The 21,586-nt window shown below is 75.0% G+C and carries 18 protein-coding genes; 11 read left to right on the top strand and 7 right to left on the bottom strand.

The genetic code is table 11. From position 1 onward, the window contains the following. The first annotated feature begins 43 nt into the window (after positions 1-43). On the top strand, positions 44-1,054 hold the full coding sequence (gene ypfJ / locus LN037_RS00505; RefSeq protein ID WP_230748797.1) for a KPN_02809 family neutral zinc metallopeptidase: 1,011 nt from the start codon (positions 44-46) through the stop codon (positions 1,052-1,054). Positions 1,055-1,108: 54 nt separating this feature from the next. Here the strand turns inward: ypfJ and LN037_RS00500 are convergent, their stop codons facing one another. Beyond that, positions 1,109-2,644, bottom strand: a complete 1,536-nt coding sequence (locus LN037_RS00500) for a peptide MFS transporter (RefSeq protein WP_308286084.1) — start codon at positions 2,642-2,644, stop codon at positions 1,109-1,111. Between the two features lie 144 nt (positions 2,645-2,788). Here LN037_RS00500 and LN037_RS00495 point away from each other — a divergent pair, with 144 nt between their 5' ends. Further along, positions 2,789-4,429: an L-lactate permease gene (locus tag LN037_RS00495; protein ID WP_230748796.1), complete on the top strand. Its 1,641-nt coding sequence runs from the start codon at positions 2,789-2,791 to the stop codon at positions 4,427-4,429. 4 nt (positions 4,430-4,433) lie between these two features. Here LN037_RS00495 and LN037_RS00490 read toward each other — a convergent pair whose 3' ends face one another. After that, positions 4,434-5,279, bottom strand: coding sequence for a hypothetical protein (locus tag LN037_RS00490; RefSeq protein WP_230748794.1), 846 nt, complete (start codon positions 5,277-5,279; stop codon positions 4,434-4,436). Between the two features lie 48 nt (positions 5,280-5,327). Between LN037_RS00490 and LN037_RS00485 the strand changes: the two genes are divergently transcribed. The 6 genes from LN037_RS00485 (at position 5,328) to LN037_RS00460 (ending at position 12,239) form a co-directional block, all read left to right on the top strand. Beyond that, complete coding sequence (locus tag LN037_RS00485; RefSeq protein ID WP_230748792.1) at positions 5,328-6,119, top strand: TspO-related membrane protein; 792 nt, start codon at positions 5,328-5,330, stop codon at positions 6,117-6,119. A gap of 349 nt (positions 6,120-6,468) precedes the next feature. After that, the gene (locus LN037_RS00480) at positions 6,469-8,343 is read left to right on the top strand and encodes an ArnT family glycosyltransferase (protein WP_230748791.1); all 1,875 of its coding nucleotides are present in this window, start codon (positions 6,469-6,471) and stop codon (positions 8,341-8,343) included. Positions 8,344-8,383: 40 nt separating this feature from the next. Then, positions 8,384-9,532 carry an alpha/beta hydrolase gene (locus LN037_RS33230; RefSeq protein ID WP_230748789.1) on the top strand — a complete coding sequence of 383 codons (1,149 nt, stop codon included), beginning with the start codon at positions 8,384-8,386 and terminating at the stop codon, positions 9,530-9,532. 32 nt (positions 9,533-9,564) lie between these two features. Further along, positions 9,565-10,359: a methyltransferase domain-containing protein gene (locus tag LN037_RS00470; RefSeq protein ID WP_230748787.1), complete on the top strand. Its 795-nt coding sequence runs from the start codon at positions 9,565-9,567 to the stop codon at positions 10,357-10,359. Between the two features lie 27 nt (positions 10,360-10,386). Then, entirely contained in the window at positions 10,387-11,388 is a 1,002-nt protein-coding gene (locus tag LN037_RS00465) for an endonuclease/exonuclease/phosphatase family protein (RefSeq protein ID WP_230748785.1), read from the top strand. Between the two features lie 26 nt (positions 11,389-11,414). Then, a complete protein-coding gene (locus tag LN037_RS00460) occupies positions 11,415-12,239 on the top strand; it encodes an NAD(P)H-binding protein (protein WP_230748784.1) in 825 nt (274 codons plus the stop codon). Here LN037_RS00460 and LN037_RS00455 read toward each other — a convergent pair. From LN037_RS00455 to LN037_RS00440, 4 genes are all read right to left on the bottom strand, one after another. After that, a complete protein-coding gene (locus tag LN037_RS00455; RefSeq protein ID WP_230748783.1) occupies positions 12,226-13,275 on the bottom strand; it encodes a phenylacetaldoxime dehydratase family protein in 1,050 nt (349 codons plus the stop codon). The two genes, LN037_RS00460 and LN037_RS00455, sit on opposite strands and share 14 nt — an antisense overlap. Positions 13,276-13,836: 561 nt before the next feature. Beyond that, positions 13,837-14,625: an SDR family NAD(P)-dependent oxidoreductase gene (locus tag LN037_RS00450; protein WP_230748781.1), complete on the bottom strand. Its 789-nt coding sequence runs from the start codon at positions 14,623-14,625 to the stop codon at positions 13,837-13,839. Positions 14,626-15,167: 542 nt separating this feature from the next. Further along, positions 15,168-16,451, bottom strand: coding sequence for a sensor histidine kinase (locus LN037_RS00445; RefSeq protein ID WP_230748779.1), 1,284 nt, complete (start codon positions 16,449-16,451; stop codon positions 15,168-15,170). Next, positions 16,451-17,125: a response regulator transcription factor gene (locus tag LN037_RS00440; RefSeq protein ID WP_230748778.1), complete on the bottom strand. Its 675-nt coding sequence runs from the start codon at positions 17,123-17,125 to the stop codon at positions 16,451-16,453. The genes LN037_RS00445 and LN037_RS00440 overlap by 1 nt, the downstream gene beginning before the upstream one ends. 89 nt (positions 17,126-17,214) lie before the next feature. On the opposite strand from LN037_RS00440, the gene LN037_RS00435 reads away from it, so the two are divergent. Beyond that, positions 17,215-18,450 carry a MurT ligase domain-containing protein gene (locus tag LN037_RS00435; protein ID WP_230748776.1) on the top strand — a complete coding sequence of 412 codons (1,236 nt, stop codon included), beginning with the start codon at positions 17,215-17,217 and terminating at the stop codon, positions 18,448-18,450. After that, positions 18,447-19,199: a type 1 glutamine amidotransferase gene (locus tag LN037_RS00430; protein ID WP_230748775.1), complete on the top strand. Its 753-nt coding sequence runs from the start codon at positions 18,447-18,449 to the stop codon at positions 19,197-19,199. Before LN037_RS00435 ends, LN037_RS00430 begins: the two co-directional genes overlap by 4 nt. Here the strand turns inward: LN037_RS00430 and LN037_RS00425 are convergent. After that, a complete protein-coding gene (locus tag LN037_RS00425) occupies positions 19,165-20,070 on the bottom strand; it encodes a LysR family transcriptional regulator (RefSeq protein WP_230748773.1) in 906 nt (301 codons plus the stop codon). The genes LN037_RS00430 and LN037_RS00425 overlap by 35 nt on opposite strands. A 120-nt stretch (positions 20,071-20,190) precedes the next feature. On the opposite strand from LN037_RS00425, the gene LN037_RS00420 reads away from it, so the two are divergent. Next, complete coding sequence (locus LN037_RS00420; RefSeq protein WP_308286083.1) at positions 20,191-21,402, top strand: MFS transporter; 1,212 nt, start codon at positions 20,191-20,193, stop codon at positions 21,400-21,402. The last annotated feature ends 184 nt before the right edge of the window (positions 21,403-21,586 follow it).

The following is a 21,586-nucleotide window of genomic DNA, read 5'->3' as shown; positions in this document are numbered from 1 at the left end:
CGACAGGATCGTCGGGTCCCGACACGGCCGGAGGAACCACGCGATGCGTTACGACGACGACGCCCAGCTCGACGCGTCCGAGGTCACCGACCAGCGGGGTTCCTCCCGGGGCTCCGGCGGGCTCGGCGGCTTCGGCGGGGGCGGCGGCGGAGGCGGGCTGATCGGCCTGGTCCTCGGCCTGCTGCTGCGCGGCCGGGGCGGGAAGGCGAGCCTCGGGGTGGTCGTCGTCGCGGTGATCGGCTTCCTCGCGGTGCAGTTCCTCGGCGGCGGGACCGGCACGACGACGGGGGTCGCCGGCGGGTTCGGCGAGCCCGGCGGCCCGGCGCAGGTCGGCACGAGCGACCTCGCGAGCGAGTGCCGCACCGGGGCCGACGCGAACGCCAAGCTGGACTGCGCGATCGTCGCCGACATCAACTCGATCCAGGGCTACTGGGCGGGCGGCGGCTACGCGCGGGCGGCCTCGGCCGTGCGCGGCGCGCAGCCGACCTACCAGCGCGTCGACACGGTCTTCTTCACCGGCGGGGTGCGCACGGCGTGCGGATCGGCCGACTCGAGCGCCGGGCCCTTCTACTGCCCGGGCGACAACCTCGTCTACATCGACCTGAGCTTCTACGACCAGCTGCAGCAGCAGTTCGGGGCGCAGGGCGGGCCGCTGGTCAACGCCTACGTGCTCGCCCACGAGTACGGCCACCACGTCCAGGCGCAGCTCGGTACCGAGGCGAAGGTCCGCTCCCGGCAGGGCGCCGCCTCGGACGCGGCGCGCCTCGAGCTGCAGGCCGACTGCTACGCGGGGGTGTGGATGAACCACGCGTCCCAGCCGGTGAACGGCCGGCCCGGGCTCATCCAGGACATCACCCCGGCCGACCTCGACTCCGCCGTCGACGCCGCGCAGCGCATCGGCGACGACTACATCCAGGGCGAGCTCGGCGGTGGGACGGTCGACCCGGACACCTTCACCCACGGCTCGTCCGACCAGCGCAAGCGCTGGCTGACCACCGGTTTCCGGACGGGCGACCCGACCCGGTGCGACACGTTCACGACGGGTGCGCTGTAGCGCAGGTGAGCACTGAGGGTCGCTAGAGCGACCCTCAGTGCTCACCTGACGCAGTCACCTCACCCCGCGCATGGCCCGCTTCACCCACGGGGCGAGGGCGAGCAGCACCCCGCCGAGCACGAGGGCCGCGATCCCGATGACGGAGAAGTACGTGCCCTCCGTCGCCGGGTCGTAGAAGCCCGCCATGGTGCCCGCGAGCGCCGAGCCGAGCGAGACCGACAGGTAGAACAGCGCCACGGACTGCGAGCGGAACGCCTCCGGGCCGATGCGGGTCGAGAGCGAGAGCCCGACCGGCGACAGGTTCATCTCGGCCAGCGCGAACACCAGCATGATCAGCACGATCGCCAGGACCGGCGTGGTGTTGCCCGTGCCGCCGGCCCAGGGCAGGAAGAGCAGGAACGCCACACCCATGCCGCCGGCACCGATCGCGAACTTGACCGGGGTCGACGGGGCGCGCTCGCCGAGCTTCGTCCACAGCACGGCGAACAGCGGCGCCAGGATGATCACGAAGAACGGCTCGAGGGAGTTGACCCACGCGATCGGCATCTCCCAGCCGCCGAGCATGCGGTCGAGGCGGACGTCCGTGTAGAGCGTGACCACCGTGAACTGCTGCTGGAACAGCGACCAGAACACGACGCTCGCGAGCCACATCGGGATGAACGACCGGACCCGCGACCGCTCGTCGGCGGTCACCTTCGGGCTCGAGAGCAGCAGCGCGAACAGCCCGATCGCGATGAGCGCGACCACGATCGCCACGGCCGTCGACAGGTTCTCGGCGGTCAGGACACCGGACACGAACAGCAGGACCACCACGACGGCGGCGGCCACCACGATCCCGGCCGGACGCTGCCACGCGCCGGCGGGCAGCGGGTTGGGCACCACGTTCGCGGTGGCCGGGAGGTTCTTCCGGCCGGTCACGTAGATGCCGAGGCCGAGGGCCATGCCGATCGCGGCCAGGCCGAAGGCCCAGTGGAAGCCGATCGTCGTCTGGGCGAGCCCCGTGAGCAGCGGCCCGACCAGCGCGCCGATGTTGACGCCCATGTAGAAGATCGAGAACCCGGCGTCGCAGCGCGGGTCGTCCCGGCGGTACAGCGAGCCGACCACGGTCGTCGCCGACGTCTTCACGCCGCCGGAGCCGAGCGCGACGAGGAGCAGGCCGACGACCACGCCGCCGAGCCCCGGGATCAGCGCGAGCGCGATGTGGCCGAGCATCACGGTGCAGGCGGAGAAGAAGAGCGTGCGCTCGGCGCCGAGCAGCCGGTCGGCGACCCAGGCGCCCCCGACGCACGCGAGGTACACCATGCCGCCGTAGGCGCCGATGATGCTGGTCGCGGCCTCCTCGGGCAGGCCCAGCCCGCCCTCGGCCAGCGAGTAGTAGAGGTAGTAGGCCATGACGGCCTGCATGCCGTAGAAGCTGAACCGCTCCCACAGCTCGACGGAGAACAGGTTCGCCAGCGCGAGGGGATGGCCGAAGAAGCGGCGGTCCGCCGAGAAGTCCTGGCCGGGGTCCGGGGTGTCGGCAGTGCGGACGCCCCCGTCGGCGGGGTCGACCGCCTTCGGGTCGTCGGGGTTACCGGGGGTGGTGGTCACGAACCGACACTGTGACAAAGCTGAGAGGTCCGCACCAGTAGGTGGCCCGGTTTCCGTCCCGTGAATTCTCGATGAGGTCTTCCGCCCCGAACGGGGTACTACGGACGGCAACTCGGAGACCGCGCTGACGAGGAGCAATCACCCATGTACGTGCAGCAGTACGCGCCGGTGCTCGGCTCCCTCGCCTGGAGCTCCCTGGTCGCCGCCCTCCCGCTCCTCGTCCTGTTCGTCCTGCTCGGCGGACTACGCGTCCGGGCGTGGCTCGCCTCGATCATCGCCCTGGTGGTCTCGCTGCTGGTCGCGGTGCTCGTCTACGCGATGCCGGTCGGCCAGGCCCTGCTCGCCGGGACCGAGGGGGCGGTGTTCGGGTTCTTCCCGATCCTCTGGATCGTCATCAACGCACTGTGGATCTACCGCATGACGGTGCGCACCGGGCACTTCGACGTGCTGCGGCGGTCGTTCTCGTCGGTGTCCGACGACCAGCGCGTCCAGGCGATCATCATCGCGTTCGCCTTCGGGGCGCTGCTCGAGGCGCTCGCCGGCTTCGGTGCCCCGGTCGCGATCTGCACCGTCATGCTCATGGCGGTCAACTTCCCGCCGCTCAAGGCCGCGGTCGTGGCCCTCGTCGCCAACACCGCCCCGGTCGCCTTCGGCGCGATCGCGGTGCCGATCACGACCCTCGCCCAGGTCACCGGCCTGCCCGAGGACGTCCTGGGCGCCGTCGTCGGCCGCCAGACCCCGGTGCTCGCGATCTTCGTGCCGTTCGTGCTGGTGGCCCTCGTCGACGGGATGCGCGGCCTGCGGGAGACGTGGGGCGTCGCGCTCGTGGGCGGTGTGGTCTTCGCCGTCGCGCAGTTCCTCACGTCGAACTACCTGTCGGTGCCGCTCACCGACATCGTCGCCTCGCTGCTCTGCGCCGGCGCCGTCGTCCTCGCCGTCCGCTCCCGCCGCGGCTCGGCGGACCGGGTGCCGGTCGCCGCCGGGGGAGGGGAGGGTCCCGACGCCGGGTCGGGTGCGGTCCCGGAGCGCGACACGACCCGCGACTCCACCCGCGACACCGTGCTCGCCTACCTGCCCTACGTGATCATCATCGCGCTCTTCTCGATCCAGCAGATCCCGCCGATCAAGGCCGCGCTGGACGCCACCACGGTGAAGTTCCGGTGGCCCGGACTGGACGTGCGCTCGCCGTCGGGCAGCCAGGTGTCCTCGACGAGCTTCACGCTCAACTGGCTGGCCTCGGCGGGGTCGATCCTGCTCATCGCGGGCCTGATCACCATGCTCGTGCTGCGGGTCGCGCCCCGGACGGCCGTGAGCTCCTACGGGCAGACGCTCACCGAGCTGCGCACCGCGATCGTCACGGTGATGGCGGTCCTCGCCCTCGCCTACGTCATGAACCTGTCCGGGCAGACCATCACGATCGGCCAGTGGCTCGCGGCCACCGGCGGGTTCTTCGCGGTCCTGTCGCCGGTGCTCGGCTGGCTCGGCGTCGCCGTGACCGGGTCGGACACGTCGTCGAACTCGCTGTTCGGCGCCCTCCAGGTGGCCGCGGCCGAACGCAGCGGCCTCGACCCCGTCCTGCTCGCCGCCGCCAACACCTCCGGCGGCGTCCTCGGCAAGATGATCTCCCCGCAGAACCTCGCCATCGCGGCGTCCGCGGTGGGCATGGCCGGACGGGAGGGCGAGATCTTCCGGCGCGTCCTGCCGTGGAGCCTGATCTTCCTCGTGGGCATGGCGGCGCTGGTCTACCTGCAGTCGACGCCGGTGCTGGGGTGGATGCTGCCGTAGGGGCTCAGGGCTCGCCGACGCGGTGCAGGGCGAGGACCCCGTCGGCGGCACCCGTCTGTTCCCAGGTGCCGGAGGCGGCCGTCCACGTCCGGCCGTCGTAGGTCACGCGGTCGACGGCGAGGCGCGTCGAGTGGCCCACCAGCCACGACGCGATCGCCCAGCCGTTCTCCGCGCTCTGCGGCCCCGACAGGCGCGCGTTGCCGAGCTCGGCGCGGGCGAGCCCGGCGACCGGATCCGCCGGGGGCTCGGACAGGTCGAGGTCGGTGCAGGTCAGGCCGCCCGGGTTCTGGCCGAGGAAGGAGACCGCGAGGGTGCGCGCCTCGGGCTCGTGGTCGGCGTAGGCCTCCGGGAACCCGCTGCGCTGCACCCGCTGGGCGGCCTCCGTGACGTCCATGCCCGCCCAGCCCGGGGTCGCGAGCAGCGCCTCGTAGAACTTGGTCGACGACGTCACGGTGTCGAGCAGTTCGGGCACGCTGCCCCAGCCCTGCGACGGTCGCTGCTGGAAGAGCCCCACCGAGTCCCGGTCGCCGCCCCGCAGGTTGGCGAGCGTCGACTCCTGGATCGCCGTCGCGAGCGCGATCGTGATCGCCCGGTCCGGGGCGCCGAGCTTGCGGCCGACCGCCGCGATCGTGGCGGCGTTGTCCATCTGCTCCGGGGACCCGCTCCAGCTCGACCGCAGCCCCGGGGAGTTCGGGGGCGCGGTGACGGTGCACGTCGGCCGCGCGGTGGGGCCGTTCTGCGCCACCACGATCACCAGCACCACGAGCGCGAGGAGCGCCGCGGTGCCGAAGGCCGCCGGCACGAGCCAGCGCGGCCGTTCCGTCGAGAACTGCGCCACATCGACCAGCATCCCATCCGCGTCGGTTTCGTCCGGGTGACGCCCGGGAAGAATGTCTTGGTGACCAAGACATCGGATGCCGTCCGCGCCGTCGCGGTGCTGGTGACGGCCATCGCCCAGTTCGTCCTCGGATCGATCGGCGGGTCGGGCGCCCTCGGGCGGCCGATAGGAGAAGTGTCCGCGCAGCTCTCGACCCCGATCGTCCCCGCGGGCGGGGCCTTCGCCATCTGGGGCCTCATCTACCTCGCCGTCCTCGTCCTGGCGATCCGCCAGGTGCTGCCCTCGCAGTGGGCCCGCCCCGTGCACCGCGCCACCGGCTGGTGGCTCGTCGGCGCCGCGATCGCCAACATGGCGTGGATCGTGCTCTTCTCCCAGCCGCTGCCCGGCTGGGCGGAGGTCGTGATCATCACGCTCCTCGTCTGCCTCGCCGTCGTCCTCGCCCGCCTCGCGACCTTCCCGACGACGGGTGCCGACCTCTGGCTCCTCGCGGTCCCGGTCGCCTTCTACGCGGGCTGGGTGAGCGTCGCGACCGTCGTCGGGACGGCCGCCACCGGCGTCTGGGCCGGGCTGCCCGGCACCGGCGGCGTCGCGATCACGCTGGGTGTGGTGATGCTGCTCGTCACCGGACTCATCGCGGCCGCGGTGGCGACGGCGGGTCCCGCCCCGGTCGCGTACGCGGCCTCGGTGCTGTGGGCGCTCGGCGGGATCGTCGTGGCGGGGCGCCCGGTCGCGGTGGTGATCGCCGCGCTCGTGGCGGCGGTGATCGTGGTCGCCGCCGTGGTGCGGCGCCTCGTGGCGGGCGGCACCTTCCGGGCCGGCGAGATCTTGCTGCGGGACCGGGGTCGCGGGTGACAATGGCGGTCTGCTCCCACCGGGTGCGTGCTACGGGACATCGTCGATCGGCGAGATCTCATCGGGCGGAGCGATGTGGTCGCTGAGCGATCACGTTGCTCCGCCGGTTCGGATCTTGGTGTGGGACCGGGGTCGGGAACGACGGTGGCGGTCTGCTCCCACTGGGTGCGTGCCACGGGACATCGTCGATCGGCGAGATCTCGTCGCGCGGAGCGATGTGGTCGCTGAGCGATCACCGTGCTCCGCCGGTCCGGATCTTGGTGCGGGACCGGGGCCCGAGGAGCGCGCACAGGCGGCCCACAGGGACCGCCCAGCCGACGGCGAGGAACCGGGGTGATCGTCAGCGCCCGTGACCGCCACCCTCGCGCGCCCGGCCGAGCCGATGAACCGTCGGGAACGGACCTGGTTCCGGCCCGCCTTCGCCGGCCTGCTCGTGCTCACCGCGCTGATCGACCTCTGGGACCTCGGTGCGCAGGGCGACGCCAACCCGTTCTACGCGGCGGCCGTGCAGGCCTCGACGCGCAACCCCGTCGCCTGGCTGTTCGCGGCGGTCGACGCCCCCGGGTTCATCACGGTCGACAAGCCGCCGGCCGACAACTGGTGGATGGGGCTCTGGGCGAACCTGTTCGGCTTCTCGCCCTGGTCGATGCTCATCCCGCAGGCGCTGCTCGGGATCGGGTCGGTGGCGCTGCTCGTGCTCGCCGTGCGCCGGTGGGGTGGGGACGTGGCGGCGATCGGAGCGGGGGCCGTGCTCGCGCTGACCCCGGTCGTGGTGATCATGTCGCGCTTCGACGACCCCGACCCGATGCTGACGTTCTTGCTGGTCGCCGCCGCGTACACCCTGGTGCGCGCGGTCGACGCCGCCGCCGTGCGGGCCGGCACGGCGTGGATGGTCGCGACGGGCCTGCTGGTGGGCCTCGGGTTCCTCGCGAAGATGGGTGTCGCGCTGCTGGTGCCGCCGGCCTTCACCACGGCGTTCCTCGTCGCGGCGTCCGGCTCGTGGGCGCGGCGCCTCGGGCAGCTCCTGCTCGGGGGCGTCGGGATCGTGGTGGGCGCCGGGTGGTTCCTCGCGGTGGTCGCGCTCTGGCCGGCCTCGGAGCGGCCCTGGATCGGCGGCTCGACCGACGACTCGCTGCTGCAGCTCGCGGTCGGCTACAACGGGCTGTCCCGGCTGCAGGGTCGTGGCGGCGGCCGTCCCGGCGGGTTCGCGGGCGGCGACGCCGCGGGACTCGGGCGGCTCTTCGGCGGCCAGTTCGCCGGGCAGATCGCGTGGCTGCTCCCGGCCGCGCTCGTCGCGCTCGTGGCCCTCGTCTGGGTGACCCGCCGCGCCCCGCGGACCGACCGGCTGCGCGCCGCGACCCTGCTCTGGGGCGGCTGGCTGATCGTCAGCGGCGCGGTGTTCTCGTTCATGGCCGGGACCGTGCACTCGTACTACACGATCGTCATGGCGCCGGCGGTCGCGGCGCTGGTCGCGATCGGGGCACGCGAGGGGTGGCGGCGCCGGGAGGCGACCGGCGCGCGGGTGCTGCTCGCGGTCGGGGTGGTGCTGACGGCGGCCTGGTCGTTCGTGCTGCTCGACCGGGCGCCGACCTTCGTGCCGTGGGTGCGCTGGCTCGTGCTCGCGGCGGGGCTGGTCACGGCGGTCGTGCTGCTCCTGCCGACCGGCCTCGCCCGCCGGGGTGGCGTGGTGGCCGCCGTGACGCTGGGCCTGGTGGGCGGCCTGGGCGGGACCACCGCGTGGGCCGTCGACACGGTCGTCACGCCCCACACCAGCGCCGACTCGCCCGGCCCGACCGTCCACGACGCGCGCAGCGACCGGTACGCCGCGATGCGGCACGGCGCGCCTAGCGGCTTCGGCGGCCGCACCGACCCGGCCGTGGCGGCCCTGCTGCGGACCGCGGGCACCGAGTGGTCCGCGGCGACCCCCACGACGATGGCCGCCTCCGCCCTGGAGCTCGCGAGCGGGACCTCGGTGATGGGCCTCGGCGGGTTCTCCGGGAACGACCCCACCCCGACTCCCGCGACGTTCGAGTCCGACGTCGACCAGGGCCGGCTCCGCTACTACGTCGTCCCGACGACGCTCGAGCACGGCGACGTGTCGCGGCAGGGCGGCTTCGGCCGGGGGAAGGCGATCGCACCGATCCAGCAGTGGGTGACCTCCCACTACGCCGGCCGGCAGGTGGGGTCGGAGACCGTCTACGACCTCGCGGGGCCGCGACGCTGATCACCCGCACCGGCCGGGGCCGACCGGCGAAGATCGGGGCGTGACGATCGCCCGTGTCGCCCTCGGCCTGGTCGGCGTCGCGGCCGCCGTGGCCCTCGCCGTCGTCGTGGTGGGCACGTTCCTGCCGCGGCTGCCGGTCATCGGGTTCCTCGGCTCCTTCGTCTCGGGCCAGTACCCGCTGCACGCGGCCCTGGGGGCGGCGACGACGACGGCGGCCGGGGTCGGGCTGCTCGCGCTCGGGGTGCCACGCCTGGGCGGGATCGTCACGACGGCGGGTGCGCTCGCGGTCGTCGGGACCCTCGTGGTCCTCGGGACCCAGGCGGCCACCGCCCGGGCGACGGGCGTGCGGATCGACTGGGGGCTGACGCTCACCGCGGTCGACCAGCGCGGCGCGCCGCCCGACCTCACCGTGGAGTACCGGCCCGGGCTGGAACTGGCCGTGCACCTGCCGTCGGGACCGGGCCCGCACCCGGTCCTGGTGTGGGTGCACGGCGGCAGCTGGGTGCGCGGCACCACGGCCGACCGCGCGCGGGCGAACCGCTGGTACGCCGACCACGGGCTCGCCGTCGTCGCCGTGCAGTACCGCCTGCCCGGCGACCCGCCGCTGCCCGGCGCGACCCTCGGCGAGGCGCAGCGCCAGGACGTCGCCGCCGCCCTGGACTGGGTCCGCGGACCCGGTGCGGCCCGCGGGCTCGACCCGGACGCGGTGGTCCTCGGCGGCCAGTCCGCCGGCGCCACGCTCGCCCTCTCGACGACGGCGGCGCTGGTCGGGGTGCCGCGCGCGTCGCTGCCCGGCGGCGCGGCGACCTCCCCGCCGCGCGCGACCGTCGCGTTCTACCCGGTGGTCGACATGACGCAGGTCGCCCCGGGCCTGCAGGACGCGGTGTTCGGCGGACCCGCCTCGGCCCGCCCTGCCCTGACCCGCGCCGCGTCGCCCGGCGACCTCGTCGACCCCCGCCTCCCGCCGACGCTGCTGGTGCTCGGGCGGGCCGACAACTTCATCCGCGCCGACCTCGTCCGCGCCTACGACGCCGAGCTGCGCGCCGCGGGCGTCCCCGGACGCCTGGTCCAGGTGCCCTACGCCGACCACGTCTTCGACCACCCGTTCGGCTCACCCGGCGCCCAGATCACCCGGCCGGCGGTCCTCGACTTCGTCCGGGACCGGATCTCCGACCCGTCCGGGCGGTGACGTCGGCGCCCGTGACGCGTTGCATGGGAGCCGTGACCGAGCGTGGACAGGACGTGCACCGGGTGTTCCACGACGTCGAGCGGGCCGCGTCGGCCCGCCCGGCGGTGGAGTTCCTCCGGTCGGTGGAGGCGGCGCCGTCGGTGCTCGCCTACCGGACGCAGCTGGCCGAGCACCTCGCGCCGGCCGCGGGGGAGACGGTGGTCGACGTCGGGTGCGGTGCGGGGCACCACGCCGCCGCCATCGCCGCCGCGCGGGCGGCGGCGGACGCGCCCGGACCCGTCGTCGGGATCGACCGTCCGCGCATGCTGGCCGAGGCGGCCGCCCGGCACGGCGACGCCGTCCGCTGGCTGCCCGGGGCGGGGGAGGCGCTGCCGCTGCCCGACGACAGCGTCGACGCGGTCTACGCCGAGCGCGTGCTGATGTACGTCGACGACGCCGCGGACGTGGTCGCCGAGATCGCCCGGGTGCGCCGGGCCGGCGGGCGGGTCGCGCTGTTCGAGCTGGACTACGCGTCGATGGTGCTCGGCGGGGACGCCAAGACGGCGGAGGCCGTGCTCGAGGTCGTGTGCGGCACGGTGCGCTGCGACCGCATGGGACGCACGCTGGGGCGGCTGCTCACCGAGGCGGGCGTACTCGTGGTGGACCAGACGCCGTACGCGCTGGCGATCCCGCCGCCGGTCTGGGCGTCGGCGGTGCGGGCCCCGGTCGAGGAGGCGGTCGCCGACGGGCGGCTCGACGGCGAGCGGGTCGCGGACTGGTTCGCCGAGCTCGAGGCGCCCGGCGCCTACCCGGGATCGGTCACCGGGGTGCTGGCCTGCGGGCGGTGACCCCCGGGCGACTGGGACGATGATCGGGTGCGCCGATCCCTGCCCGCCGTGCTCGGCGCCGTGGTGGGCCTCGCGCTCGCCCTCGCGGTGCTCCTCCCCGGCTACGTCGGGCTGGACCGCGTCACCCCGTTCGTGCAGCTCGCCGCCCTGACACCGCTGCTGCTCGTGGTGGTCATGGTCTCGGCCTTCGTCGGCCGGTTCGCCGGGGTGCTCGTCCGCCGGAAGGGACCGCCGCTCGACGAGCGCCGACCCCGCCTGTTCGCGGCCGGGTTCGCCGCGCTGGTCGCGGCCGCGCTGGTGGCGCTGACCACCGCGGGCATCGTCGGGAGCCGGCTGCTCGCCGACGACGCGCCCGTCGGGTCCCGCGGCCCCACCGTCCTCACCCTGAACACCGACCGGGGCCGCGCCGACGTCGACGCCCTGGCCGCGCTGGTGCGCGAGCGCGCCGCCGACGTCGTGGTCCTGCCCGAGGCCGGGAACCTGTACCGGGCGCGGCTCACCGCCCTGCTGCCCGACTACCGCGGGTGGAGCGCGGACGCCCCCTCGCCGGACGACGCCGCGTCGACGTCCCTGCTGCTCGGCCCCCGCGTGCCGGCCCCGCAGATCCGGTCGGTCCCGGGCCGGCTCTTCGGCACGCTGGACGCCACGGTCTCCGGGGTCCGGATCGTCGCCGTCCACGTGGCCGCCCCCGTCCCGCCGGGCCAGGTGGGGCTCTGGCGCGACGACCTGGCGCGGCTCGTCGCGCCCGCGTGCGGGTCCCGGCCCGCGAGCCCGACGATCGTCGCGGGGGACCTCAACGCCACCGCCGACCACAGCGTGCTGCGGGCCGCGACGGCCGGCTGCACCGACGCCCTGCCGTCCGTCGGGTCGGGCACGGTGGCGACCTACCCGACCGACCTGCCGCGGTGGTTCGGCCTCCAGATCGACCACGTGCTCGTCGGGGGAGGACTGGGGGTGGCCGACGCGGAGGTGCTCGACGTCCCCGGCAGCGACCACCGGGCGGTGCTGGCCCGGCTCGTGGTGGGCTGACCCGGGAGCAGGAGCAGAGTGGGCCCATGACCGTCCTCGTCACCGGCGCCCGCGGCGCCGTCGGGTCCCACGTCCGCGCCGGTCTGCTCGCCGCCGGCGTCGAGGTCCGCGCCGCCGGGCGCGATCCCCGGGTCCTTCCCGACGGCGGGGGGACGCGGGTCCGGCTCGACCTCGCCGACCCGTCGTCGTTCGGCCCCGCGCTCGAGGGCGTGGACCGCGTGTTCGTCTACGTCACCGGTGACCTGCACGCGTTCGCGGTCGCGGCGGTGGCCGCCGGGGTGCGGCACGCGGTCCTGCTGTCCTCCGAGGCGGTGTCGGTCGAGGCCGACCCCGAACCGGGCGGGATCGCCGCGCACCACGCCGAGGCCGAGGCCGCGCTGCGCGGGGCCGGGCTCCCGACGACGGCGCTGCGCCCGGGCGCGTTCGCCGGCAACACCGCGCAGTGGTCGCGCGGGATCGCGGCGGGGGTGGTGGAACTGCCCTTCCCGCAGGCCTCGACCACGCCGATCGACGAGCGCGACATCGCCGACGTCGCGGTGGCCGCGCTCCTCGGCGAGCCGGCCGACGACTCGCCGCGCCTGTCGGGGCCGGAGTCGCTGACGATGGCCGAGCAGGTCGGTCTCGTCGCCGAGCACCTCGGGCGGCCGATCGAGGTCCGTGCGGTCGACCCGGAGCAGGCGCGCGAGCAGATGGCGCGGTTCGCGCCGCCCGGGGTGGTCGACTCGCTGTTCCGCTACTGGCGCGAGGCCGACGGGGTGCGGGCGCCGACCACCGACGAGGTCGAGCGCCGGACCGGCCACCCGGCGCGGACGTACCGCACCTGGCTGCAGGAGTGCTTCACGGCACCGTGAGCAGCGTCGGGGCGAACGGGAGCAGACCCGTCGTCGGGACGCAGTTGACGTACTCGAAGCGGGCGCTGCGCGGCAGCACCACCACCTCGTGCCACGTGACCACCGAGCGTGCGTCGCCCCAGTGGCGCTTCGCCTCGATGGCGTGCTCGTAGATCGCGAGGTGCGTGTGGTGGCTCGCGGCCCACTCCTCGAGCTCGCCGAGGGAGTGGAAGTACCCGAGCACCGAGGTCTCGCGGCGCGGGGCGAGGGAGGCCTGGTCGAGCGAGGTGAGGATGCGCAGCGAGAGCGTGCCGGTGTCGGTGGGGTGCTCGCGCAGGTGGTCCATGCCGGTGAGCAGCTTCGACTGCAGGTTGTGCTCGTAGTCGACGAGCTGCTCGCCGTCCGCGGGCTCCCAGAACTGGCCGGAGCGGATCACCGTCGTGTGGTGCGAGGTCTCGACCCGCAGCCGCCGCCCGCGCGAGGGGACGTCGGTGCGCCGCACCTGCTTCCCGACCGCTTCCAACGGGTCGATCGCCGACACCGGGAACCGGTCGCGGGCGGCCCCGAAGTAGCCGTTCGTCGTCATGGGCTCCCGCGCGGTCCCGGCGCACGCCCCGAAGCCGAACGTCCAGCGCGGGTCGGAGTAGATCGTCTCGAAGCGGTCGGGGTGGACCTGGAGGACCTCGTGCCACGCGCCGACGGTGGCCGTGGCCGGGTCGAGCCGGTCGAACCACGCGGGCAGCGGGGCGTCGTGCAGCCAGCGCTCGTGGGCGGTCGGGTCGAGGAAGTAGGCGAGGTGGACCAGCTCGACCGTGCCCTCGGAACCGGTCGCCACGAGCAGCTCGGTCGAGGCCGGACCGTCCCCGCTCGCCCGGGCCAGCGCCAGGAACTCGTCCTCGGCGGGGCCGCCGCGGGCCGGCAGCTGGACGGCCAGGTAGTCCGCGGTGAGCAACGAGGTCGGGGCGTCCAGCACGAGGGTCCACCGCGGGGCGCGCGGCTCGTGGCCCGGCGGACGACGCTCGGGCAGGACACGGGGGTAGTCGACCGTCCAACTCACCCGACGACCTTCGCAATCTCCGGGTCCACCCGACAAGGTAGTCCTCGATCGGTCCCGACACCCGCGGTCGGCCTTCGGCGCCGCCCGCCACGTCCGCCGAGGCGCCGTCAAGCGCTCGGCCAGGGAGAACGTGCATGTGGGTGACCGACGGTGCGTGAACGACGCCCGAACGGCGGGCGAACGACGTCGTTGACAGGGCCCGGCGTCGGAGTACCTTCGGAGGGGTCGATGTGGTCCCGATCACAGGGTACAGAGCAACCGACGAGCGCCCCGTGGATCGACTCACAGCGGCACGACCGCAGTTCCGACGTGGAGGCAGGTGATCGTCTGATCGCAGGGACCATCCCGCACCGGACCGGCTCGTGCCGCTCAACGGACACCGGCCGCCCGTAGCCCGCGAGGCACGGCGCGGCGACGCCGAGAGAGCGCAGACCCACGAGCGGTGAGCCGCGAACCAGGACGTGAGTCCGAGGCGGGTCCCGATACCGAACGTTCCTCCGAAGCCCACGGCGGCGTCACTCCCGAACTCACGGGGGTGGCGCCGCCGCGGCACGTCCGGGCCTAGTAGTGCACGACCCCGGGCTGGCCGCCGCCGGCCCCGAGCGAGTCGCCGGTCACCGCCACCGCGCGCGGTGAGGCCAGGAACGTCACGACGTCCGCGACCTCCGCCGCCGTGATCACCCGCTTCAGGCTCGTCGTCGCCTCGAGGCCCTCCCGTGCCTGGTCCTCGGTGATCCCGCGCTTCTCCGCGATGTCCGCGAGCATCCCGGGCGTGCGTTCCGTGTCGGTGATCCCGGGGTGCACGCACGTGACGTTGACCCCGTGCGGCCCGAGCTCGTCGGCGAGGTTCGCGGTCAGGGCGGCGACGGCGACGTTGCGGATTGTCCCTGCGATCGAACCGGTCCGCCGGGCGTTCAGGCCGCTGATGTTGACGATGCGGCCCGAGCCCTGCGCGATCATCGACGGCGCCACGGCGCGGGCCGTGCGCAGGTAGCCCAGGACCTTGGTGTCGAACTCGGTTCGGACGGCGTCGTCGGTGAGGTCGGTGAGCCGCGGGATCGGAGCGCCGCCTGCGGGCCGGGCCGCGGCGTTGACGAGGACGTCCACCCCGCCCCAGGCGTCCACGACCTCCTGCACCGCCGACCGTACGGCGGCGTCGTCGGTCGTGTCGGCGGTCAGCCGGAGCGTCTCGCCGTCCACCTGGCGGGCGGCCGTCTCCAGGTCCGCCGTCGTCCGCGCCACGAGCGCCACCCGGGCGCCCTCCGCCGCCAGCGCCTGCGCGCACGCCAGCCCGATGCCGCGCGACGCCCCGGTGACGATCGCGCGTGCTCCACCCAGTCCGAGGTCCATGCGCGGTGCCTTCCCCGTGGGTCGCGCTCCCATCCCTTCCCGACGATCCGCGTGGCCGGGTCGCGCGCGTCGCGCACACGGTTCCGCGGTGGGCGTGCTGGGGTCGCGCGACTCCTGCGCGTCGCGCACACACTTCCGCGGCGGCAGCGCTCGGGTCGGGGGACTCCTGCGCGTCGCGCACACACTTCCGCGGCGGCAGCGCTCGGGTCGCGCGACTCCTGCGCGCCACACACACAACCGGCGGCCGACGTCGCGGCGCGGGCGGACCAGCGGGTGTCGCACCGACCATGATCACGAATTCGGTGGCGACACGCGCAAGATCTGATGCGACACGCCACCGAAGTGCTGATCATGGTCCGCGGCCACCGCGGTTGTGTGCGGGACGCGCAGGGATCGTCGGACCCGGTCGTCGCGGTCGCGGGAGTGTGTGCGGGACGCGCAGGGATCGTCGGACCCGGTCGCCGCGGGCGCGTCGGGCACCCCTCGTGAGGGGAGGATTCGAGCGCTCTTGTGGCACGAGGGTTCCCCTCACGCGGGGAGGCTCAGTCCGAGGCGGCCGGGAGCAGCAGCGTGATCGTCGTCGGGGACGCGGAGCGCAGCCGGAGCCGCCCACCCTGGTCCTCGGCGAGGCGCCGGGCGAGGCCGAGACCGATGCCGTGGCCCTCGGTGGGGGAGCGGGTCGCGAACAGGGCCGACTCGTCGACCGCCAACGAGCCCGCGTCCGCCACGTCCACGGCGACCGCCGGGCCGGCGTCGCGCACGGTCACCGTCACGGGCGGCTCCCCGTGCACGCGCGCGTTCTCCAGCAGCACGGCGAGCACCTGGCGGACCGCCGCCTCCGAGCCGGAGATGACCCCGCCGTCGTCGGGGAGCTCGAGCGCCACCGTCATCCCGTCGGCCCGCACCTCCTCGACGACGCTCCGGGTGAGGGCGGCCACGTCCACGCGCGAGCGTCGTGCCCCGGCCGGCTCGCGGGCGAGGGCGAGCAGTTCGGTCACCGTGCGGTCGAGCCGGTCGGCCGACTCCAGCGACCCCTCCACGGCCTCCGCGATCCCCGGTGCGCCCGGCGGCAGGGACGCCGCCTCCTCGAGGCGCAGCCGCAGCCCGGCGAGCGGGGTGCGCAGCTGGTGGGACGCCTCCGCGGAGAAGGCGCGCTCCCGGGCGAGCAGGTCGCCGAGGCGGGTCGCGGTGACCGCGAGCGAGCGGTGGACGGCGGCGACCTCGGGCACGGTGGCGTCGCCGGTGTCGGCCGAGACGGTGAAGTCGCCCTCGCCGAGGCGGCGGGCGTCGTCGGCGAGGACCTCGAGCGGCGCGGCGAGGCGGGTCGCGAGCCGCCCGGCCACCAGGCGCGTGCCCGCCACCGCGGCCACGCCGAGCACGAGCATCACCGCCCACGTGATCGCGGTGTGCTCCACCGCCTCGCCCTGCGGGCGCTCGGCGCGCAGGACACCGACCCGGCGGTCGCCGTCGAGGACCGGCACCGCCACGAGGAACGCCCCGTCGCGCGAGGCGCGCACGACCCGTCCGGAGAGCGCGCCGGTCAAGGGCGGCGAGAGCCGCTCGGGGCCGTCGCCGGTGATCCGTCGTCCGTCGAGCGCGTACACGGCGGCCGGGCTGTCGGCGGAGACGGGGGAGACGGCGGTCGGCACCGCGCCGGCGGCGAGGACGGGGCCGATCCCGTCCGCCGCGACCTCGGCGTCGCCCTCGAGGTCGGACTGCTCGTCGACGACGTAGTAGCGCGCCGCGCCCACGGCCAGCGGGAGCCCGAACACGGTGATCGCCACCATCGACACGATCACCGCGAAGCGCACGATGCGGGCGCGCATCAGGCCTTCTCGAGGCGGTACCCGTGGCCGCGGACGGTCGCGATCGCGGGCTCGGCGCCGAGCTTGCGGCGCAGCGCGGCGATGTGGACGTCCAGGGTCTTGGTGGAGCCCGACCAGTGCTCGTCCCACACGTCGCTCATCAGCGCCTCGCGGGTGACCACCACGCCGGGCTCGGCGGCGAGCCGCGCCAGCAGGTCGAACTCCTTGGCGCGCAGCGGGAGCTCCGCCCCGTCCCGGGTCACGCGCCGCGCCGCCAGGTCGATCGCGAGGGTCCCGACGACGAGCCGTGCCCCGCGGTCCTCGGGCAGCGCGGCGCCCGCGCGGCGCAGGTGGGCGCGCACCCGCGCGGCCAGCTCGGTGAAGCGCACCGGTTTGGTCAGGTAGTCGTCGGCGCCCGCCTCGAGGGCGACGACGACGTCCATCTCGTCGTCGCGCGCGGTGACCACGACGAGCACCGCGTCCGGGTACGTGACGCGCAGCCTGCGGCACACCTCGGTGCCCTCGAGGTCGGGCAGGCCGAGGTCGAGCAGCACGAGATCCGGCGCGGGCAGCGCCCGGACCAGCGCCGACCCGCCGTCGGGAAGGGCCCGGACCTGGTGTCCCTCCGCCTGCAGACGGGAGCCCAGCACCCCGCGAATCGTGTCGTCGTCCTCGACGACCCACAGCTGTGCCACAGCCGGTCACCGTACGGTCCGCGGCGTCGGGCCCCCGCCTGCGCGTCGTCTTGCCGACCGTTAACCCGACCGCGCGCACGATCATCTGCGTGACCGACAGGCTGCCGCCGCGTGCCCGACTGGCCGTCGTCGCCGCCCGGGGCGTGAGCGGGATGGCGCGCCGGACGGGGCGCCACGGCTCGGTGATCGGCGGCCGCGTGGCCACGGTGCTCGACCGCCGGGTGCTGGCGCGGCTCGCGGTGGGCCGGACGGTCGTCCTCGTCACCGGCACCAACGGCAAGACGACGACGACCTCGATGATCGCGCGGGCGCTGGGCGGGGACGGCGAGGTCGCGACGAACCACCTCGGCGCCAACATGCCCGACGGCATCACCACGGCCCTGCTCGACGCCCCGGACCGGCGCCTCGCGGTGATGGAGGTCGACGAGTCCTACCTCGGCGAGGTCGCCGCGGCCACCGACCCGGCCGCGATCGTGCTGCTCAACTTCAGCCGCGACCAGCTCGACCGGGTCGGCGAGGTCCGCACCGTCGCCCGCCGGGTCGGCGACGCCGTGGCCGCCCACCCGCGCGCCCGGGTGGTGGCCTTCGCCGACGACGTGCTGTGCGCGGGCGCGGGGCTGCGCTCCGCCGCGCCGCTGTGGGTGTCCTCGCCGTCGTCCTGGACCGGCGACGCCGGCGTCTGCCCGCGCTGCGACGGCCCGGTCACGCACGCGGGGCTGCGCTGGACCTGCGGGTCGTGCGGGTGCGAGCGGCCCCCGGGGAACTGGGCGCTCGTCCACGACGACGGGTGGTCGGCGCGGGGTCCCGACGGGGTCGAGGTGCCGCTCGAGATCGCGCTGCCGGGTCATGCGAACCGGCTGAACGCGACGTTCGCGATCGCGGTCGCCGCCGAGCTGGGGGTCGCGCCCGCCGTGGCCGCGGCGCGGTTGCGGGGTCTGGAACAGGTCGGGGGCCGCTACCGGACGGTGACCCGCCCCGGCGGCTCGACGCGCCTGCTGCTCGCGAAGAACCCGGCGGGCTGGGCGCAGGTGCTCGACCTGCTCGACGAGGGCCCGGGCCGGCCCGTCGTCGTCGCGGTGAACTCCCGCGAGGCGGACGGCCGCGACGTGTCGTGGCTCTGGGACGTGCCCTTCGAGCGGCTGGCCGGCCACCCCGTGGTCGTGGCGGGCGACCGGTCGGCCGAGCTCTCGGTGCGCCTCGCCTACGCCGGGCTCCCGCACCGCATCGCCGACGACGCCGTGGGCGCGACCCGCGACACCCTCGGCGCGGTCGACCTCGTCGGGAACTACACCGCCTTCCACGACGCGACGCGGGTGCTCGCGTGAGCGCGCGGATCGTCCTGCTGCTGCCCGAGGTGCTCGGGACCTACGGCGACGCCGGGAACGCGGCGGTCCTCGCGACCCGCCTGCGCTGGCGCGGGATCGACGCCGCCGTGCACACCGTGGGCTGGGACGACGCGGTGCCCGAGGGCGGCGACGTCTATGTCCTCGGCGGCGGGGAGGACGCCGCGCAGCTGCTCGCCGTCGACCGGCTGCGGGACTCGACGGGGCTGCGCCGCGCGCTGGACCGCGGGGCGCCGACCCTCGCCGTGTGCGCCGGGCTGCAGATCCTGGGCCGCTCGTTCACCGTCGCCGACGGCACCCGGGTCACGGGCCTGGAGGTTCTCGACGTCGAGACGGTGCCCGGCCGGGGCGCGCGGCGCATCGGCGACGTGACGGCGGACCCGCTGCTCCCGGGGCTCACCGATCCGCTCGTGGGCTTCGAGAACCACGGCGGCGTCACCACGCTCGGGGCCGACGCCGCGCCGCTGGCCCGCGTCCGCGGCAACGGCGCGGGGAACGGCACGGGCGACCGGCTCGAGGGCGCCGTGGGCGGGAGCGTCGTCGGGACCTACGTCCACGGTCCCGTGCTCGCGCGGAACCCGGCGCTGGCCGACCTCCTGCTCACCCGCGCGCTGGGGGCGCTGCCGCCGCTCGAGGTGCCGGAGGGCCTGCCGTCGTCGACCGCGCGGCGCCTCGGTGCCCGATTTCCCGGCGCGTTCACCGCAGCCGATCGGCGACGTGCGGGGGCATGAGGACCGCCCGCCGGGCGAGGACCGCGACGAAGCGTGAGGTCAGGGCGTCGGGTTCGGGACCCGTCGTCGCCGCCAGCTCCCGGGTGATCGCCGGGACGGGCCGGGCGATCCGTCCCGTGAACGACGCCGGGACGATGCCCGCCGGCACGAGGGCCGGCCCGAGTCCGGCCTCGACGAGCAGGGGCGCCATCGCCGTCTGCTCGGTGCGGACCGCGGCACGGGGCCGGAACCCGGCGTCGCGGGCGGCGCGGTCGAGCTCCTCGGCGAGTCCGTGGCTCGGCGCGTACTGCACCCACGCCGCGTCCGCGAGCCGTTCCAGCGCGATCTCGTGGTGCCGGAGATCCGGCGGACCCTCGGCCGGGAGCAGCACGACGAGCTCCTCGGCGCCCAGCACGCGGACCCGCCCCCGCCAGCCCGGTGGCGTCGGGCCGACCGCGACGTCGGCCTGCCCGGCCTGCATCGCCGTCGTCATCGCCTCGGTCGTGCGGTGCTCGAGGAGCCGGACCGTGACGTCGGGGTGCTCGGCGCGCCAACGCGTGAGCACGGCCGGGAGGACACCGAGCCCCGTCGAGTAGACCGTCGCGATCCGCAGCTCCCCGGCGCCCGTCCCGACGACCGCCCGCGCCGCGGTGGTGCCCCGCGCGGCGGCGTCGACCGCGGCGCGGGCGTGGGGGAGCAGGGCCCGCCCGGTGGGGGTCAGCGTGACCGTGCGCGGCAGCCGGCTGAACAGCGCGGAACCCAGTTCGCCCTCCAACGCGGCGATCTGCTGGGACAACCCGGGCTGCGAGACCCCCAGCAATCCGGCCGCGCGTGTGAACGAGCCCTCGTCGACGACCGTGAGGAAGGACTCCAGCTGGCGCAGCGTCGGCATGTGACCAGTATGGACAAGCTGAGCTTATCGATCGTCGCGTGTCGGTTCTTCGACTTATGACGCGCTGGTGCCAACCCTGGACCGCGTCGTTGCTGGATCGATCCCGTTGGAGAACCCGCCGTGATCCGTCGCCCCACCGCAGGGCTCGCGCTCCTCGCCCTCGCCGTCGGCACCTTCGGCATCGGCACCACCGAGTTCGTGATCATGGGCCTGCTGCCCGAGGTCGCGGCCGGGCTCGGGGTGTCCGTGTCGGAGGCCGGTCACCTGATCTCGGCCTACGCCCTCGGCGTGGTGGTCGGGGCCCCGCTGCTCGCCGGGGCAGGAGTGAGCTTCTGCCGACGGCAGGTGCTGATGGCGCTGATGGGCACCTTCGCCGTCGGCAACCTGCTCTCCGCGCTCGCCCCCGAGATGGGCTCGCTGCTGGTGATCCGGTTCCTCACCGGGCTGCCGCACGGTGCGTTCTTCGGGGCCGCCTCGGTGGCCGCGGCCTCCATGGTCGCCCGGGACCGCCGCGCCACCGCCGTCGCGCGGGTGTTCCTCGGCCTGACGATCGCCAACGTCGCCGGAGTCCCGCTGGGCACGCTGCTCGGGCAGGCACTCGGGTGGCGCGCGACCTTCGCCGCGGTCGGCGTGATCGGCGTGCTCGCGGTCGCCGCCGTGTGGGCGTTCGTGCCGGAGGCCGCGCCCACCGGTGGCGGCCGGGCGGCGTTGCGGACCGAGGTCTCGGCGCTGCGCCACCCGCAGGTGCTGCTCTCCCTCGGCGCCGTGGTGTTCGGCTTCGGCGCGATGTTCGCCTGCTACTCCTACGTGACCCCGATGCTGACCGACGTCGGCGGATTCGCCCCGACGACCGTGACCCTCCTGCTCGCCGTGGTGGGCCTCGGGATGACCGCGGGTTCGATCGTCGGCGGCCGGCTCGCCGACCGTGCCCCGCTGAAGACCCTCTGCGGCTGCCTCGTCGCCCTGGCCGTCGTGCTCGCGACCTTCCCGCTCACCGTCGGCACCCCGCTGCTGGCCGTCGTGTCGCTGTTCGGGGCCGGGATGTTCTCGCTCGCCCTGGGCCCGGCGATCCAGACCCGGATCATGGACATCGTCGGCGACGCCCCCACGATGGCCTCGGCCGCGATCCAGTCCGCCTCGAACGTGGCGAACTCCCTCGGCGCCTGGCTCGGCGGCATCGTCATCGCGGCCGGGTTCGGGCTGCTCGCCCCGGCCCTGGTCGGCGCGGCCCTGGCGGTGGCCGGCCTCGCCGTGCTGCTCGTGAGCGGTGGTCTGCAGGTGCAGGCGCGCCGGGAGGCCCGCCGGGACGAGGGGGCGTTGGTGCCGGCCTGAGGTCGGCTGTCTCCCCGCCCCCGTGTTGAGCGAAGGGCCCCTTCGGTCGGATAGGTCGACCGAGGGGGCCCTTCGCTCGCGCACTGGGCCTCCGGAGCGGCGACGCAGACTTGCTGGGCCGCCCCGTCTCGATCCCGCCGAGTCCTCTGTGGTCCGCCCGCACGTCGACCCGTGCGAATCCTGC

The organism is Actinomycetospora soli (assembly GCF_021026295.1).
Classification (GTDB): domain Bacteria; phylum Actinomycetota; class Actinomycetes; order Mycobacteriales; family Pseudonocardiaceae; genus Actinomycetospora; species Actinomycetospora soli.
Note: the sequence above shows the minus strand (reverse complement) of the source record. Positions and strands in the feature narration are given on the sequence as shown.

Coding starts and splice junctions, on each gene's coding strand:
- LN037_RS00445 (WP_230748779.1), bottom strand. CDS start 16,451: ATGCGCGCCCGCATCGTGCGCTTCGCGGTGATCGTGTCGATGGTGGCG.
- LN037_RS00460 (WP_230748784.1), top strand. CDS start 11,415: ATGACCGTCCTCGTCACCGGCGCCCGCGGCGCCGTCGGGTCCCACGTC.
- ypfJ (WP_230748797.1), top strand. CDS start 44: ATGCGTTACGACGACGACGCCCAGCTCGACGCGTCCGAGGTCACCGAC.
- LN037_RS00495 (WP_230748796.1), top strand. CDS start 2,789: ATGTACGTGCAGCAGTACGCGCCGGTGCTCGGCTCCCTCGCCTGGAGC.
- LN037_RS00450 (WP_230748781.1), bottom strand. CDS start 14,625: ATGGACCTCGGACTGGGTGGAGCACGCGCGATCGTCACCGGGGCGTCG.
- LN037_RS00425 (WP_230748773.1), bottom strand. CDS start 20,070: ATGCCGACGCTGCGCCAGCTGGAGTCCTTCCTCACGGTCGTCGACGAG.
- LN037_RS00490 (WP_230748794.1), bottom strand. CDS start 5,279: ATGCTGGTCGATGTGGCGCAGTTCTCGACGGAACGGCCGCGCTGGCTC.